The following is a 15,741-nucleotide window of genomic DNA, read 5'->3' as shown; positions in this document are numbered from 1 at the left end:
CAGGAGCTGATATGTCCACCGAACAACTGTTGAAAACCCCGCTGCACGCGCTGCACCTCGAACTCGGCGCCCGCATGGTGCCATTCGCCGGCTACGACATGCCGGTGCAATACCCCTTGGGCGTGATGAAAGAACACCAGCACACCCGGGATCAGGCCGGGCTGTTCGATGTGTCCCACATGGGCCAGATCCGCCTGACCGGCGCGGGTGCGGCCAAGGCACTGGAGACGCTGGTGCCGGTGGACATCATCGACTTGCCCGTGGGCATGCAGCGCTACGCCATGTTCACCAACGACAACGGCGGCATCCTCGACGATTTGATGGTCGCCAACCTGGGCAATGATGAGCTGTTTTTGGTGGTCAACGCGGCGTGCAAGGATCAGGACCTGGCCCACCTGCAAGCGAACATCGGCGGTCAGTGCAGCATCGAGCCGCTGTTCGAAGCCCGCGCCCTGCTCGCGCTGCAAGGCCCAGCGGCCGTGACCGTGCTCGCGCGTCTGGCGCCGGACGTGGCGAAGATGACCTTCATGCAATTCCAGCGCGTCACTCTGCTGGGCGTGGATTGCTTTGTCAGCCGTTCGGGCTACACCGGTGAAGACGGTTTCGAGATTTCCGTGCCGGCCGCCGATGCGGAGAAACTCGCCCGCGCCCTGCTGGCCGAACCGGAAGTCGCCGCCATCGGCCTTGGCGCCCGTGATTCCCTGCGCCTGGAAGCGGGCCTGTGCCTCTACGGCCACGATATGAACACCGAGACCACACCCATTGAAGCCAGCCTACTGTGGGCGATTTCCAAGGTCCGCCGCGCCGATGGCGCACGCGCCGGGGGCTTCCCCGGGGCGGAAACTGTTTTTGCCCAGCAACAGCAAGGCGTGAAGCGCAAACGTGTCGGCCTGCTGCCCCAAGAACGCACACCGGTGCGTGAAGGCGCGGAGATCGTCAACGAAGCCGGCGAGATCATCGGCACGGTTTGCAGCGGCGGGTTCGGGCCGACATTGGGCGGTCCATTGGCGATGGGTTATCTGGACAGCGCCTTCGTCGCCTTGGACACACCGGTCTGGGCCATTGTGCGTGGGAAAAAAGTGCCTTTGCTTGTAAGCAAAATGCCATTCGTTCCGCAGCGCTACTACCGTGGTTGATTGGTTGTTTCTATAAGTAACGCGGTTTCGTTATACGTGCACTAATGTGTAACGCAACCGCCATAAAAAGGTGCATGTAGTGATATTCAACCGGGCTTATAACGCTACGGAACTATCGGACTAGCCTTTTGAATAAGCCCCCTCCCGCAAAACATCTAAAACGCCAGCAAGCTGAGCAAATCCGGGGCCTTCAGGGGGGTTGTTTTTTCCTTGGAAGTTGGCGTAGAGTTTCGTCACTGTGTTTGCATGGGTCGCTTGGATCGTGACCTGGGCAGTAGCCTAAGAAGTTAGCTACAACCCGTTCGACGTCATCTTACTTTCCTGCAACCCAGCCCCAGTACTCTTTCGTCTGGAAAGAGGCTGTCATTAATTTAGCGTCAAGGAAATAAGAAAATGGCTGAACGTCAGAGCGGTACCGTCAAGTGGTTCAACGACGAAAAAGGTTTTGGTTTCATCACTCCTGAAAGCGGTCCGGATCTGTTCGTGCACTTCCGCGCCATCCAGGGCAACGGCTTCAAGAGCCTGAAAGAAGGCCAGAAAGTCACTTTCGTTGCCGTGCAAGGCCAGAAAGGCATGCAGGCTGACGAGGTTCAAGCCGAAGGCTAAGCTTTCGCAAACTAAAAAGCCCCTGATTGATATCAGGGGCTTTTTTATGGGCGTAAATCCGTAAAATGGCTTCTTTTTGGTTCGAGGCCGTCATGTCGAAACACGTGCTCACCCCACAGGGTGACTTCCCTCCCGCCGGCCTGGGCCGTCGCCTGGCCGCGATGTTCTATGATTTTTTGCTGTGCACGGCGCTGCTGATCGTCACCGGTGGCGTGTACAAGATGATCCAGATGATGATCATCGGCGAAGAAAAGATGCGTGCCCTTACCGACGCCGGCGCGCTGGATGGCGATCCGCTGCTGTCCACGGTGTTGCTGTTCGTGCTGTTCGGCTTCTTCGCCAAGTTCTGGACCCACAACGGCCAGACCCTGGGCATGCAGGTCTGGTGCATCCGCGTGCAGAACGCCGATGGCACGGCCATTAGCTTGTGGCAGGCGTTGTTGCGATTCGTGGTGTCGATTGCGTCATTGCTGCTGGTGGGCGCCGGATTCATCTGGGCGCTGTTCGACAAGCGCAAGCGGGGCTGGCATGACATCTATTCGGATACGCAGTTGGTGCGGATCCCGAAGAAGAGCAAATAGGAACGCACACAAACCCCGTGGCGAGGGAGCTTGCTCCCGCTCGGCTGCGCAGCAGTCGTAATCCAGCCAATGCGGTATGACTGAATAACCCCGCAGTGTCTCGTTTGGGGCTGCTTCGCAGCCCAGCGGGAGCAAGCTCCCTCGCCACAAAAAGCCTGGCAGGCCTCAAATCTGTTCAGCGTCAGGCATTACCCGCCAACTTCATCCGCGCCGCCTGGGTGAAGTCCAGCATGCGCTTGAGCGGGCGAATCGCCTGGGGGATCAATGCCGGGTCGACGAATATTTCGTTGCTGCCTTCCTTGAGCGCCTGGAGCGTGCGTTCCAGCGTGTTCATCGCCATCCATGGGCAGTGCGCGCAACTGCGGCATGCCGCGCCGTTGCCGGCGGTAGGGGCTTCGATGAAGACCTTGTCCGGGCACAGCTGCTGCATTTTGTAAAAAATGCCGCGGTCGGTGGCGACGATCAGCGTCTTGTTCGGCAAGCTCTGGGCGGCGGCAATCAACTGGCTGGTGGAACCCACGGCATCCGCCAGTTCGATCACCGACGTCGGTGACTCCGGGTGCACCAGGATGGCGGCGTCCGGGTACAGCGCCTTCATATCTTCCAACTGCTTGGACTTGAACTCTTCGTGGACGATGCAGGCGCCGTCCCAGAGCAACATGTCGGCGCCGGTCTTGCGCTGGATGTAAGTGCCCAAGTGCTTGTCCGGACCCCAGATGATCGTCTCGCCGTTGTCCATCAGGCTCTCGACGATTTCCAGGGCACAGCTGGACGTCACCACCCAGTCCGCACGGGCCTTCACGGCCGCCGAAGTGTTGGCATACACCACCACGGTGCGCTCCGGATGCTGGTCGCAGAACGCCGAGAATTCATCCACCGGGCAACCCAGATCGAGGGAGCAAGTGGCTTCCAGAGTCGGCATCAGCACGCGTTTTTCTGGGTTGAGGATCTTGGCGGTCTCGCCCATGAACTTGACCCCGGCCACCACCACGGTCTTGGCCGGATGGGCGTTGCCAAAGCGGGCCATTTCCAGGGAGTCGGAGACACAGCCCCCCGTCTCCTCGGCCAGGGCCTGAATGACGGGGTCACAGTAGAAATGCGCAACCAGCACCGCGTCCTGAGCCTTGAGCTCGGCGGCAATGGCGGCGCGGTACCAGGCCTCTTGCTCGGCGGACAGCGGCTTGGGCTGCTTGGCATCGAGGTGAGCCTGGACCAGAAGGCGTTCGGAAATCTGCGTCATGTTCGCAAGACCTATAGGCGCGTTTAGCGCGAAAGTCGAGTATACACCCGGCTCCGGACCACTCGGGTACCGCCGGGAAAGTGAGTGTCATCAGGCACGGGACAGCGTGAAGCCGGCAAGGCTACAGAATATCCCGCCGTTGCAAAAGATCATTCTGACCTGTGCCCCGGCAGACGACTTTGCGCCTGCACCTGTGGTTCTGAGCGTGACGTATTTAATTTATTCAATTCCCCCAGCCAGTTTTCAGTTTGCCGAGCCCAACGCGGCCGGGCCTAAATGGCGCTTTCTTCCCCGCCAAGGCCTTGTCATGGAAAACGTTCAAGCCTCAAGTACCCGCGTATTCTGGCTGATGACCAGCATCGTATGCGTGGCGCTGAATCTGCGCCCTTCGATGGCGGCGGTCGGGCCTTTGCTATCCGCCATTCGGGGCGAAGTGCCCCTGACGTTCAGCATGGCATCGTTGCTGACGATGTTGCCGGTCATGGCCATGGGCTTGGCAATGTTCCTGGGCCTGCGAGTCGCCCTGCGCATTGGCGAACACCGCACCATTGTCCTGTCGCTGGTAGTCATCGGCCTTGCCACGGTCTCGCGCCTGTACCTGGATAGCGCCGAAGCGTTGATCATCAGCGCCGTTTTGGCCGGCATCGGCATCGCCCTGATCCAGGCGGTGCTGCCAGCCCTGATCAAGTCGCGGCTTGGCGATAACGTCTCGTTGTTCATGGGGCTGTACGTCACGTCGATCATGGGTGGCGCGGCCATCGCGGCGTCATTTTCCCCGTTCGTCCTGGCGCAGACGGGCAGCTGGCGTATCGGCCTGGCGATCTGGGCATTGCTGGTGCTGGTCGCGCTGGGCTGCTGGCACGCTCAACGCTCGGTCGTCATGCCATTACCCAGAGCACCGGGACGACAACAGGGCTCGTTCTTTGCCAACCGCCGGGCTTGGCTGCTGGCCCTGTTCTTCGGTCTGGGCACCGCGTCCTATACGTGCGTACTGGCCTGGCTGGCGCCGTATTACCTGGAAAAAGGCTGGAGCGAACAGCAGGCCGGCCTGGTCTTGGGGTTCCTCACTGCGATGGAAGTATTGTCCGGCCTGGTCACCCCGGCAATCGCCAACCGCAGCCAAGACAAACGCCCGATACTGACGGTACTGCTGACATTGATCATGGCTGGCTTCTGCGGCTTGATCCTCAGCCCGGATCGCTTCAGCCTGCTATGGCCATGCTTGCTGGGGCTCGGTATCGGCGGTCTGTTCCCGATGAGCCTGATCGTCTCCCTCGACCACCTGGACGACCCGCGCCGGGCCGGCGCGTTGACGGCATTCGTGCAAGGCATCGGTTACCTGATCGCCGGCCTGTCGCCATTGATTGCCGGAGTGATCCGTGACCAATCGGGCAGTTTCGAATGGGCGTGGTGGTCGCTTGCGGTGGTGATGGGGCTGATGATCCTGATGGTGTTGCGCTTCAACCCCAGGCAATACGCGCGGCATATTGGCTAGTCGTCGCTGTCGTAGCAAAACATCTACCCTGCCGAAAGATAAACGGCCAAGGCTCCTGTATAAAGGAGACCTTCGTGGGAACAGGATGTTACGCAAGGATGGCGCCGAGATTAGCTGATGCTCATTAGTAACCTGCTTCGAAAGCTGGATATGCAAGACCTGATGGTGTTCGTCGCCGTGTTCGAACAGCGCAGCGTCACCCAGGTTTCCGAAGCCCTGTGTGTCAGCCAGTCGACCGTCAGCTATTGCCTGAAAAAACTGCGCACCAGCTTCGAAGACGAACTGTTCACCGTGACACGCGCAGGCATGAGCCCCACTCAGAAGGCCATCGTCATGTATGGCCAGGTGCTGGGGGTGCTCAACACGATCAACCAATGCCACTCCGGCATCCAGCCATTCGATCCACATCAGGAAGAGATCACATTCAATCTCTGCGCGCCTGAATACTTCGAACTCCTGATCCTTCCGAAGCTGGTCAAGCGCTTCATCGGCAACCGTGTTCCGGTGGTGATCAACACCACGAAGTTCCGGCGCGATATTCCGGTCGACGCGCTGAGGGACGATCGCTTCGATCTTGCAGTGGGTTTCGGCCCGCATTTCCATGGCGATGCCAAGGGTCTGCAATCACGGGTACTGCTGACGGATGAGCTGGTGTGCGTGGTGGATAAACATTTCCCGGGCCCAGGGCAAGCGTTCAGCCTCGACGCATTTGTCGCGGGGCAGCATGTATTTCCGACCCCTTGGACATCCGACACCAACATGATCGATGGCTGGCTCGCTCGCCAGGGCTCCAGGCGACAGATCGTCGCGCGCGCCAACAGCTACGTGACAGCCTTGGCCCTGGTCACTGGAACCGACTATATCCTGACCCTGCCCAAACGCATCCAGGCATTGCTTTGCGACGACCAACGATTCGGCGAGCGCCAGCCGCCACCGGGGCTGCCGGGCTTTACGCTTGAGATGATGTGGAGCGAAAAAGCGAGCCAGGACAACCGGAACACCTGGTTGCGCCAGCAGGTCATGGACGTTTGCGCCGAGGTCGGCCAGCGCTGACCACGGCATCGATCCGACTTTTTCGCGGGCAAAAAAAAATCCGGAAATCCTCACTTTCGTGGGCCTTCCAGACTTTTAAAACTACAGAAAATGGTGGGTCGTGTGGGATTCGAACCTACGACCAATTGGTTAAAAGCCAACTGCTCTACCAACTGAGCTAACGACCCTCTGTGTGGTGGCGCGTATAATACTGATTTTTAAGGACTATTCAACACCTAATTTCAAAAAAATCAAAAATAAGGTGTTGGATCGCTCACACCCGCCGCAGCGAAGCCTTCGGCACGCAGCCGGCAGCTGTCGCACTTGCCGCAAGCGCGCCCTTGATCGTCGGCCTGATAGCACGAAACGGTAAGCCCATAGTCGACGCCAAGGCTCACGCCCGCCTTGACGATTTCGGCCTTGCTGAGGTTTTGCAGCGGCGCTAGGATGCGGAAACCCTGTCCCTCTACACCGGCCTTCGTCGCCAGGTTGGCCATGCGCTCGAACGCCTCGACGAACTCCGGTCGACAATCCGGATAACCGGAATAGTCCACCGCATTGACGCCGATGAAAATATCCCGCGCCTCCAGCACCTCGGCCCAGCCCAGCGCGAGGGACAGAAACACGGTGTTGCGCGCCGGCACGTACGTCACCGGGATACCTTCGCTCGGCGCTTCGGGAACATCGATGGCGCTGTCGGTCAGGGCCGAACCGCCAATGCCGTTGAGGTTCAGGCCGATGACTTTGTGCTCGACCACGCCCAGATCCCGGGCGACCCGTTCAGCGGCCTGCAATTCTGCACGGTGGCGCTGGCCGTAATCGAAACTCATGGTGTAGCAGCGATAACCTTCGGCACGAGCCATGGCCACGACGGTTGCCGAGTCCAGGCCGCCCGACAGCAGGATGACCGCGCGTTTTTCAGCAGTGGTTGAATGTTCAGTCATGTCAGCGCCCCGGCTCGTCGTTCCAAAGATATTTATGCAACTGCAATTGCAGGCGCACCGGCAAATTGTCCGCCACCACCCAATCCGCCAGATCCCGCGCATTGAGGTCGTGATGACTTGGCGAAAACAACACCTCGCCGGCTCGCTGGTCGAGTCCATGCTGGATCAGCTTGGACACCGCCCAGTCATAGTCTTCCCGGGAGCAGATGACAAACTTGACCTGGTCGTTGCGGGTCAACAGTTCAATGTTCTCGTAGCGGTTGCGATGTGCTTCCTTGGAACCAGGCGTCTTGAGGTCCACGACGCGACTGACGCGGGGATCGACCGCCGAGATATCCAGCGCACCGCTCGTTTCCAGCGAGACCTCATAGCCAGCGTCGCACAACTGCTTGAGCAAAAGGATGGCATTGGGCTGCGCCAATGGCTCGCCCCCAGTGACGCAAACATAGCGCGGACGGAAGCCGGCCACTTGTTCGAGAAGATCGTCGAGGGTTCGCATTGTGCCGCCGCTGAAGGCATAGGCGCTGTCGCAGTACTGGCAACGCAACGGGCAGCCGGTGAGGCGCACAAAAACAGTGGGCAGCCCGGCCGTTCGCGTTTCACCCTGCAAAGAGTAAAAAACTTCGGTAATTCTCAATGTGTCTTGCATAGTCGCCACGGGCGTAACAGCTAAACAGGCTGTCCGCCTCCGTCAGGCACTTCGAGGAACCCCGCCAACGCGTAGATCCCAGGAAGCGTGTTTCATAAAAAGGGCGTGAATTCTAACGAAAAAACCCGCGACAGGCGCGGGTTTCTTCAAAGCAGGTCAAACAGCCTTACATGCGTTGCAGATCACGCTGGGCCAACTGGGCGGCGGAAGTCCCCGGATACTGGGCCACCACCTGCTGCAGAATGCCCTTGACCTTGTCGGTGTGACCGAGGCGGCGTTCTACGTCAGCGAGCTTGTACAGCGAATCCGGCACCTTGGCGTGCTTGGGATACAGCTGCGAAACCTTGGCGAACGCCTGGCCGGCGCCTTGCAGGTCGCCCTTGGCCAGGTTCACTTCGCCCAGCCAGTATTGAGCGTTACCCGAATATTGACTGTTGGGGTATTTGCGCAGGAAAGCGGTAAAGGCCTGGCTGGCCTTGTCGAAATCCTTGGCCTTGATCAGGTCGAAGGCAGCATCGTAATAGAGCTTTTCCTTCGCCGGATCCGCCGGTTCGCCACCGGCTGCAGGTGCTGCTGGAGCGCTAGCCCCAGCGCCTGCGGCTGCACCGGGGGCGTTCAAGTCGCCACCGGCTGGAGAATTCTCAGGAGTCGCGGCAGGTGCAACGCCGGTTCCTATGCGCCGATCAAGATCCTGGTATCGCTCCAGGCTTTCCTGCTTCATGCGCGACACTTCATTTTGCAGAACTTCAATCGCGCCTTGTTGGCGTGACAGTTGATCCTGCATTTGCTGCAGTTGGTTGAACAGCTCGCCCTGTGCCGAGACAGGGGCCGAAACCCCTCCCCCGGCATAGGCGCCGTTCGTACCGTAACCCGCAGGCGGATAGCTGCTCCCGCTATTGTTATAGCCGGAGTCGTTATCGACCACAGGAACCGCAGCCCACGCCGCAAGCGGCGCGAGGCTGAGAGCCAGGACAGTTACAGCACGACGGCACGTTCGCATGACGAATTACTTACGCAGTTCGACGCGACGGTTTTGAGCCCAGGACTGCTCGTCGTTGCCGGTAGCAACTGGACGCTCTTCGCCGTAGGAAACCAGTTCCAGCTGAGCTGGGGAAACACCTTGCAGAACCAGGTAGCGTTGAACGGCTTTCGCACGACGCTCGCCCAGTGCCATGTTGTACTCACGAGTACCACGTTCGTCGGTGTTGCCTTCCAGAACAACGCGAGCGCCGTTACCTTTCAGGTCTTTGGCGTGAACGTCCAGAGCGCGCATGGCTTCTGGCTTCAGGTCCGAGCTGTCGTATTCGAAGTAGAAGGTGGTGATTGCGCGCAGAGCAGCTTCTTCGCTCAGGGAGCCGTCAACTGCACCAGTGTTAGCGCCGTAACCAGCGTTTGGATCAACAGCGCCTTCACCGGCGTTGTCGCCGCCTTTGGACGAGCAACCTACAGCTACAGCCATGGCCAGAGCCAGCGCAGCAAATTTACCAAACTTCAGCATTTCCATCGTGAAACTCCTAATGAACCCCAGTGTGTTAAGTAAAACGTATTGCGCCGCGTCAGTTCAGGTAAGGGGACCAGGACGGTTCTCTGACTTCGCCTTGAGCGGTAGGAAGCGGGAGCCTCACGCGTCCATTAATGGACACGAGCATCAAGACTCCCCGGCCCTGCTGGCGGGTGGCGTAGATTACCATGGTGCCGTTGGGCGCAACAGTAGGTGACTCGTCCAGAGTGCTATCAGTTAGGATTTTTACGCTACCGCGCTGCAAATCCTGGGCCGCCACCTTGAAATTGGTGAAACCGTCCTGGCGATGGATCATCACCAGAGTCTTTTCGTCCGCCGACAATTTAGGGTTGGCGTTGTAGTTGCCGACGAAAGTCACTCGCTCGGCACCACCGCCACCGGCGCTGGTCTTGTAGATCTGTGGCTTGCCACCGCGGTCGGAGGTGAAGTAGATGGTCGAACCATCCTTGCCCCAGAACGGTTCGGTGTTGATGCCAGGGCCATTGGTCACGCGCGAGATCGAGCGCGAAGCCAGGTTCATCACGTAGACGTCCGGGTTGCCGTCCTTGGACAGTACGAATGCCAGGCGCGAACCGTCCGGCGACCAGGCTGGCGCGCCGTTCAGGCCTTCGAAGTTGGTGATCTGCTCACGGCGACCGGTGTCGATGTGTTGCACGAAGATACGCGGACGCTTCTGCTCGAACGATACGTAGGCGATGCGCTTGCCATCGGGGGCAAAACGCGGCGACAGGATCGGCTCGCGCGATTGCAGCAAGGTCACCGCGCGCGCGCCGTCATAGTCGGAGCGTTGCAGGGTGTAGCGGGTGTTGTTCTCGGAGAAGCGCTCGGCCGTCACGTAAAGCATGCGGGTAGAGAACGCGCCCTTGATGCCGGTGAGTTTTTCGAACGACTGGTCGGAGATGTAGTGGGCCATGTCGCGCAGTTGGTCGACACTGCCCGATACGCTGCCGGTCAGCACTTGCTGCTCGGTGGCGACGTTGAACAAGGCGTACTGCACCTGCAGGCGACCGCCCGCCGGAACGATGCTGCCGACCATGATGTACTGGGCGCCCAGCGCCTTCCAGTCACGGTAGATCACTTCGCTGGCCTGGGTCGGCAGGCTGATCATGTTCTGCTTCGGAATCGGCGCGTAGTAACCGGAGTTACGCAGGTCGTTGCCGATGATCTCAGCCATGTCATCCGGCAAGACACTGCCGCCCTGCCAACCGAACGGAACGACGGCGATCGGCGTCGCCCGGTCGCTGCCGCTGGTGACCAGGATGTTCTTTTCCTCTGCTACCGCTATCCCTGCCAAGCAGCAGATAACGACGAGCATTGATCGAAGAAGGTTTCTCACAAGGCTAGATCCTCAGGTGTGAATGTCATCTTGAACGAACGATACGGAGCAAAATCGCTCGGCTTCATCCCTTGCATTTCCGTCAACCGCCCAATGTTCTTGACCGCCGCGACCGCCGAAGCGTCGAACGGACCATCGCCACTGGACTTGGCTACGCTGACCGAGGTAACCGTACCGTCGGGCAACATGCCGATTTGCAATACAACTGTCATGCCTTTGCGCGCCGAAGGTGGACGAGCCCAGCCTTCCGCCGCCCGGGCGCGAATCAGATCGTCGAAACTACCGGCGACTTCATCGCCCTGCTCGTCGGCCAATGCCTGCTCGCGTTCCGGCGTGTCGGAAAGCAAATCTGCCAGGGCCTGGGCCTTTTTCTCTTCGGCGGATTTACGCGCTGCGTCCTGGGCCTTTTTCTTGGCGGCGTCGGCGGCGGCTTTCTTCTTCGCGTCTTCGGCGACTTTCTTCTTCGCCTCTTCAGCTTCAGCTTTCTTCTTGGCGTCCTCGGCCGCTTTTTTCTTCGCGTCCTCGACAATCTTTTTCTTCGCTTCTTCAGCGGCCGCTTTCTTGGCCTCTTCTTCAGCGGCTTTCTTGGCTTCTTCTTCGGCTTTCTTCTTGGCTATATCAGCCAATTGTTTCTCTTCTGCCTTCTTGGCCTCGGCGGCTTTCTTCGCGTCATCGGCTTTCTTGGCTTCGTCTGCCTTTTTAGCCTCGTCCGCTTTTTTTGCCTCATCGGCCTTTTTCGCTTCTTCGGCCTTTTGAGCAGCTTCCTCTTTCTTTTGTTCCGCTGCCCTTACGGCTTCCTGCTCGACCTTTTTCTGCTCCATCTGCTCGACTTCGGTCTGGCGCGCAGCGGATTTCTTCGCCTCGCCGGCAAGCTTCTGGTTGGTCTGCGTGGTGGCCTGGCTTTTGGACTTGAGCTGGTACAGGGTCGCCTGCACGATCGGCTTGGCCGGCGGCAGCTCCGGGGTCATGGCAAAGCTGACAAACAGCATGCCGAACACCAGCACATGCAGGCCGATTGCCAGAACACTGGGCCAGAAGTAGCTTTCCGAGGCGGACGGCTCTCGCTGTTGCTGCATCAGGGGGCCTCGGTGATCAAGCCAACATTACCGACCCCGGCTTTCTGCAGGCCGCCCATGGCGCCCATCACGGCGCCGTAGTCGACGGTCTTGTCGCCACGAATGAACACCTGCGTACGCTTGCCATTGCTGTTGCCGGCATTGATGATCTTGGTCACCGCGTCGGTCATCTGCGGCAAGGTCATGGCCCGGTCCTGCTGCTTCTCGGTGTCCACTTCACTGCCAAGATTCCAGTAGTAGGTCTTGTCAGCCTTGATCGAAATGGTCAGTACCTGGGTGTTGTTGTCCTGCGGCAAGGCTTCGCTGGAAACCTTGGGCAGATCGACCTTCACGCCCTGATTGAGCATGGGCGCGGTCACCATGAAGATGACCAGCAGCACCAGCATCACGTCGATGTAGGGCACCACGTTCATCTCGGCAACCGGCTTGCGCTTGTTTCGGGCTCGAGCGATTAAAGCCATCGGGAAATACCTGCTTATTCTTCGCTGGTGTGCACTTTGCGGTGCAGGATCGCCTGGAATTCATCGGCGAAGGTGTAGTAGCGGCTGGTCAGCGTTTCGCTGCGGGCAGCGAAACGGTTGTAGGCGATAACGGCCGGGATCGCCGCGAACAGGCCGATGGCGGTGGCGATCAGTGCCTCGGCGATGCCCGGGGCCACGGTGGCCAGGGTCGCTTGCTGGGCGGATGCCAGGCCACGGAAGGAGTTCATGATCCCCCAGACGGTACCGAACAGGCCGATGTACGGGCTGACCGAACCGACGGTCGCCAGGAACGGCAAACCTTGTTCGAGCTTTTCTTCTTCGCGGGAGATGGCCACGCGCATCGCACGGGCCACGCCTTCCATCACCGCTTCAGGGTCGACGCCCGGTTGCTGGCGCAGACGGGAGAACTCCTTGAAGCCGGCGCGGAAGATCTGCTCGACGCCCGAATCCGGGTCCGGGTTGCTGCCGGCCTGGCGGTACAGCTTGGACAGGTCGATACCGGACCAGAAGCGCTCTTCGAAGCTCTCCAAGGCACGGCGACCGGCGCGCAGCATGTTGCTGCGCTGAAAAATCATGATCCATGAGGTCACCGATGCGGCTACCAGGGTCAGCATTACCAGTTGCACCACGACGCTGGCATTGCTGACCAGGCTCCACATGGAGGAATGGTCGACGACGTTAGCTTCCACGCTTTATCTCCTGCTCTGAGTGTGTACCCGCGCCGCTCACGCCGGCAAAGGCCGCGCGTAGAGCTTCGGGAATGGCCCGGGGTTTCAAACTATGGGTGCGCACACAGGCCACCAAAAACTGCCCTTCGCAGAGCAGCGCATTATCCGCAGCGCGCCTGACCTGCTGCTTGAAGCGCAGGCTGACGCGGTTCAATTCGATGACATCGGCAGTCACCACAAGCTCGTCGTCCAGTCGCGCCGGCGCGTGGTAGCGCGCTTCGCTGGAATGCACGACGAATAACAGGTCCTCCCCTGCCAGCGCGGATTGGGCGAAACCCAGTTCCCGCAGCCGTTCGGTTCGAGCCCGTTCCATAAACTTGAGGTAATTGACGTAGTAAACGATGCCGCCGGCATCGGTGTCCTCGTAATAAACGCGACAGCGATGTGCGAACGACTCCAGCCCGTTTTGCGCGCGCATACTCTAGTGCTTACTCCTCAGGTTGCCAATCCGGCCAGGCAACTGTTTTTTCATTCTCGAACGCATTGACGCTCCAGGCGTGGTCTGGGACAGCACGAACTGAAAAAAAGTCGTCGTACAGCGCGCGCTCAATCGTCTACCGCATCGAGGAACTCGTCTACCACCGGCATCTCCCCCATTCGTGTCGGGATGTTTAAGCCGAAGTGCAGATAAGCATGACGCGTCACCACGCGCCCGCGTGGGGTGCGCATGATATAGCCTTGTTGGATCAGGTAGGGTTCCAGCACGTCTTCAATGGTGTGACGCTCTTCGCTGATGGCGGCCGCCAGGCTGTCCACGCCCACTGGGCCACCGTCGAATTTCTCGATCATGGTCAACAGCAGGCGCCGGTCCTGATGATCGAAACCGCGCTCGTCGATGTCCAGCAGGTTCAAGGCCAGGTCCGCGATCGGCTTGGTGATGTGGCCCTTGGCCCGGACTTCGGCAAAGTCCCGGACCCGACGCAGCAGGCGGTTGGCGATACGCGGTGTACCCCGGGCGCGCCGGGCGACTTCGTACGCACCGTCCGGGTCCAGCGGTAACCCGAGGATGCCAGCCGAGCGGCTGACAATCGTTGCCAGGTCGGCGTTGCTGTAGAACTCCAGGCGCTGGACGATGCCGAAACGGTCCCGCAACGGATTGGTCAGCATGCCGGCGCGGGTGGTGGCGCCCACCAGGGTAAAAGGTGGCAAGTCGAGCTTGATGGAGCGCGCCGCAGGCCCCTCGCCGATCATGATGTCGAGCTGAAAATCTTCCATGGCCGGGTACAGCACTTCCTCGACGATCGGCGACAGCCGGTGGATTTCGTCGATGAACAGCACGTCATGGGGCTCCAGATTGGTCAGCAGCGCCGCAAGGTCGCCTGGCCGCTCGAGCACCGGCCCGGACGTGCTCTTGATCGACACGCCCATCTCCTGGGCAATGATATTGGCCAGGGTGGTCTTGCCCAAGCCCGGCGGGCCGAAGATCAGGGTGTGGTCCAGCGATTCGCTGCGCCCACGGGCTGCCTGGATGAACAGCTCCATCTGCTCGCGCACGGTCGGTTGGCCGATATAGTCGGCCAGGCTGACGGGGCGAATCGCGCGGTCCTGGACTTCCTCGCGGTCTCGGGGCGCGCCCGTGGCGGCAATCAGACGATCGGCTTCAATCACTTAAATCATTCCCTTCAGGGCGCGGCGAATCATGTCTTCGGTACTCAAGCCTTTTTCCTTAATCGCGGAAATCGCCTTGCTGGCTTCTTGAGGCTTGTAGCCCAGGGATATCAGCGCGGTGACCGCATCGTTTTCAGCACTGGCTGCCGGTGCGGGCGCATCCGGCTGGTTCGGAACGAGCGCGAACATTGCCGGCACCGCCTCCCAGGCCTTGAAGCGGTCCTTGAGCTCCACCAACAGGCGCTCGGCGGTTTTCTTGCCGACCCCCGGCACCTTGGTCAAGGCCGAGGTGTCCTGGGACTGCACGCAACGAATCAGCTCGTCGACTTCCAGGCTCGACATCAAGGCCAGGGCCAGTTTCGGGCCAACACCATTGAGACGGATCAATTCGCGGAAGAAATCGCGCTCGCGCTTGCCGACGAAGCCATAGAGTAACTGCGCATCCTCGCGCACGACCAGATGAGTGTGCAGCGTCAGCGGCTCACCGACCGACGGCAAGCGATACAGCGTGGTCATCGGCACCTCGAGCTCATAGCCCAGGCCGTTTACATCCAGAATCAGGTGCGGCGGCTGTTTTTCAGCCAGGGTGCCGCGCAAGCGTCCAATCACGTTTCAGATCCTTGGGCGTTGGCCAGCCACTGGCTGGCGAATAACAACACGAGCAGAAGGCCGACGACACAGGCGCAATTCGCTCGGGCTCATGAATGAAGCGCTGATGCTATCAGAGACGCAGGCGCCCGCCACGACTGCGTGCGGTTCCCAGGCCATGGGGCAACAGGCTGGAACGGGTGTGGGCATGGCAAATGGCGATGGCCAGGGCGTCAGAGGCGTCTATCTGCGGCTTGCTGACCAGTTTCAACAAGTGCATCACCATCATCTGCACCTGCTCCTTGTTCGCCGCGCCAGTGCCGACGACCGCCTGCTTGACCTGGGTCGCCGTGTATTCGGCAATCTCCAGGCTTTCCTCGGCGCCCGCCACAATGGCCGCCCCCCGGGCCTGCCCCAACTTCAGGGCGGAGTCGGCATTGCGGGCCATGAAAACCTTTTCGATGCCCATCGTCACCGGACCGTAGGTCTGGATGACTTCGCGCACGCCGCGATAAACAATCTGCAAGCGCTCGTGCAGCTCGCCCGCGCCGGTGCGGATGCAACCAGAGGCGACGTACACGCAGCCGCGACCGGTGTCGCGAACCACGCCATAGCCGGTGATGCGCGAACCAGGGTCGATACCAAGGATTAAAGTCATAACGCCTGCGAAAGGTAATGCGGTTGCAAAAGGATACAGCTCATCAAAGGCTTTCAGTGA

18 protein-coding genes and 1 tRNA gene are annotated in these 15,741 nt (G+C 59.9%); 5 read left to right on the top strand and 14 right to left on the bottom strand.

Features of this window, described 5'->3' with window-relative positions; translation table 11 throughout:
* Window positions 1-11: 11 nt before the first annotated feature.
* The 3 genes from gcvT to J3P90_RS05725 all read left to right on the top strand — a co-directional run bounded on the left by gcvT (window position 12) and on the right by J3P90_RS05725 (window position 2,323).
* Window positions 12-1,136 carry a glycine cleavage system aminomethyltransferase GcvT gene (gene gcvT, locus J3P90_RS05735; RefSeq protein WP_434675959.1) on the top strand — a complete coding sequence of 375 codons (1,125 nt, stop codon included), beginning with the start codon at window positions 12-14 and terminating at the stop codon, window positions 1,134-1,136.
* A 393-nt stretch (window positions 1,137-1,529) separates the two neighbouring features.
* Window positions 1,530-1,742, top strand: coding sequence for a cold-shock protein (locus J3P90_RS05730; RefSeq protein WP_003365337.1), 213 nt, complete (start codon window positions 1,530-1,532; stop codon window positions 1,740-1,742).
* Window positions 1,743-1,834: 92 nt separating this feature from the next.
* Window positions 1,835-2,323, top strand: a complete 489-nt coding sequence (locus tag J3P90_RS05725) for an RDD family protein (RefSeq protein ID WP_434675958.1) — start codon at window positions 1,835-1,837, stop codon at window positions 2,321-2,323.
* 181 nt (window positions 2,324-2,504) lie between these two features.
* Here the strand turns inward: J3P90_RS05725 and nadA are convergent, their stop codons facing one another.
* Window positions 2,505-3,563: a quinolinate synthase NadA gene (gene nadA / locus J3P90_RS05720; protein WP_420765249.1), complete on the bottom strand. Its 1,059-nt coding sequence runs from the start codon at window positions 3,561-3,563 to the stop codon at window positions 2,505-2,507.
* Window positions 3,564-3,870: 307 nt separating this feature from the next.
* Between nadA and J3P90_RS05715 the strand changes: the two genes are divergently transcribed.
* Both J3P90_RS05715 and J3P90_RS05710 read left to right on the top strand, forming a co-directional pair.
* Complete coding sequence (locus tag J3P90_RS05715; protein WP_434560323.1) at window positions 3,871-5,058, top strand: cyanate transporter; 1,188 nt, start codon at window positions 3,871-3,873, stop codon at window positions 5,056-5,058.
* Between the two features lie 117 nt (window positions 5,059-5,175).
* Window positions 5,176-6,111 (top strand): LysR family transcriptional regulator, encoded by a 936-nt coding sequence (locus tag J3P90_RS05710; protein ID WP_434675957.1) that lies wholly within the window; start codon window positions 5,176-5,178, stop codon window positions 6,109-6,111.
* A 91-nt stretch (window positions 6,112-6,202) separates the two neighbouring features.
* Here J3P90_RS05710 and J3P90_RS05705 read toward each other — a convergent pair.
* From J3P90_RS05705 to ruvC, 13 genes are all read right to left on the bottom strand, one after another.
* Window positions 6,203-6,278 (bottom strand) — tRNA-Lys (locus J3P90_RS05705).
* A 63-nt stretch (window positions 6,279-6,341) separates the two neighbouring features.
* Window positions 6,342-7,034, bottom strand: coding sequence for a 7-cyano-7-deazaguanine synthase QueC (queC, locus tag J3P90_RS05700; protein WP_420765252.1), 693 nt, complete (start codon window positions 7,032-7,034; stop codon window positions 6,342-6,344).
* Between the two features lies 1 nt (window position 7,035).
* Entirely contained in the window at window positions 7,036-7,683 is a 648-nt protein-coding gene (queE, locus tag J3P90_RS05695; RefSeq protein WP_434675956.1) for a 7-carboxy-7-deazaguanine synthase QueE, read from the bottom strand.
* A gap of 166 nt (window positions 7,684-7,849) precedes the next feature.
* Window positions 7,850-8,683, bottom strand: coding sequence for a tol-pal system protein YbgF (gene ybgF, locus J3P90_RS05690; protein ID WP_420765254.1), 834 nt, complete (start codon window positions 8,681-8,683; stop codon window positions 7,850-7,852).
* 6 nt (window positions 8,684-8,689) lie between these two features.
* Window positions 8,690-9,187 (bottom strand): peptidoglycan-associated lipoprotein Pal, encoded by a 498-nt coding sequence (pal, locus tag J3P90_RS05685; RefSeq protein WP_042121796.1) that lies wholly within the window; start codon window positions 9,185-9,187, stop codon window positions 8,690-8,692.
* A gap of 52 nt (window positions 9,188-9,239) precedes the next feature.
* Window positions 9,240-10,541 (bottom strand): Tol-Pal system beta propeller repeat protein TolB, encoded by a 1,302-nt coding sequence (gene tolB / locus J3P90_RS05680; protein ID WP_039591701.1) that lies wholly within the window; start codon window positions 10,539-10,541, stop codon window positions 9,240-9,242.
* Complete coding sequence (gene tolA / locus J3P90_RS05675) at window positions 10,538-11,617, bottom strand: cell envelope integrity protein TolA (protein WP_045156747.1); 1,080 nt, start codon at window positions 11,615-11,617, stop codon at window positions 10,538-10,540. Before tolA ends, tolB begins: the two co-directional genes overlap by 4 nt.
* Window positions 11,617-12,069, bottom strand: a complete 453-nt coding sequence (gene tolR, locus J3P90_RS05670) for a protein TolR (protein ID WP_162254906.1) — start codon at window positions 12,067-12,069, stop codon at window positions 11,617-11,619. The genes tolA and tolR overlap by 1 nt, the downstream gene beginning before the upstream one ends.
* 23 nt (window positions 12,070-12,092) lie before the next feature.
* Entirely contained in the window at window positions 12,093-12,788 is a 696-nt protein-coding gene (gene tolQ, locus J3P90_RS05665) for a protein TolQ (protein WP_030140798.1), read from the bottom strand.
* Entirely contained in the window at window positions 12,778-13,245 is a 468-nt protein-coding gene (gene ybgC, locus J3P90_RS05660; protein WP_434675955.1) for a tol-pal system-associated acyl-CoA thioesterase, read from the bottom strand. The genes tolQ and ybgC overlap by 11 nt, the downstream gene beginning before the upstream one ends.
* Window positions 13,246-13,373: 128 nt before the next feature.
* Window positions 13,374-14,435: a Holliday junction branch migration DNA helicase RuvB gene (gene ruvB, locus J3P90_RS05655; protein ID WP_175363048.1), complete on the bottom strand. Its 1,062-nt coding sequence runs from the start codon at window positions 14,433-14,435 to the stop codon at window positions 13,374-13,376.
* Window positions 14,436-15,044, bottom strand: a complete 609-nt coding sequence (ruvA, locus tag J3P90_RS05650; protein ID WP_039591695.1) for a Holliday junction branch migration protein RuvA — start codon at window positions 15,042-15,044, stop codon at window positions 14,436-14,438.
* A 112-nt stretch (window positions 15,045-15,156) separates the two neighbouring features.
* Window positions 15,157-15,681: a crossover junction endodeoxyribonuclease RuvC gene (ruvC, locus tag J3P90_RS05645; protein ID WP_024776477.1), complete on the bottom strand. Its 525-nt coding sequence runs from the start codon at window positions 15,679-15,681 to the stop codon at window positions 15,157-15,159.
* Window positions 15,682-15,741: the final 60 nt, after the last annotated feature.

It is taken from the genome of Pseudomonas sp. D3-10, assembly GCF_051132175.1.
Classification (GTDB): Bacteria; Pseudomonadota; Gammaproteobacteria; order Pseudomonadales; family Pseudomonadaceae; genus Aquipseudomonas.
Note: the sequence above shows the minus strand (reverse complement) of the source record. Positions and strands in the feature narration are given on the sequence as shown.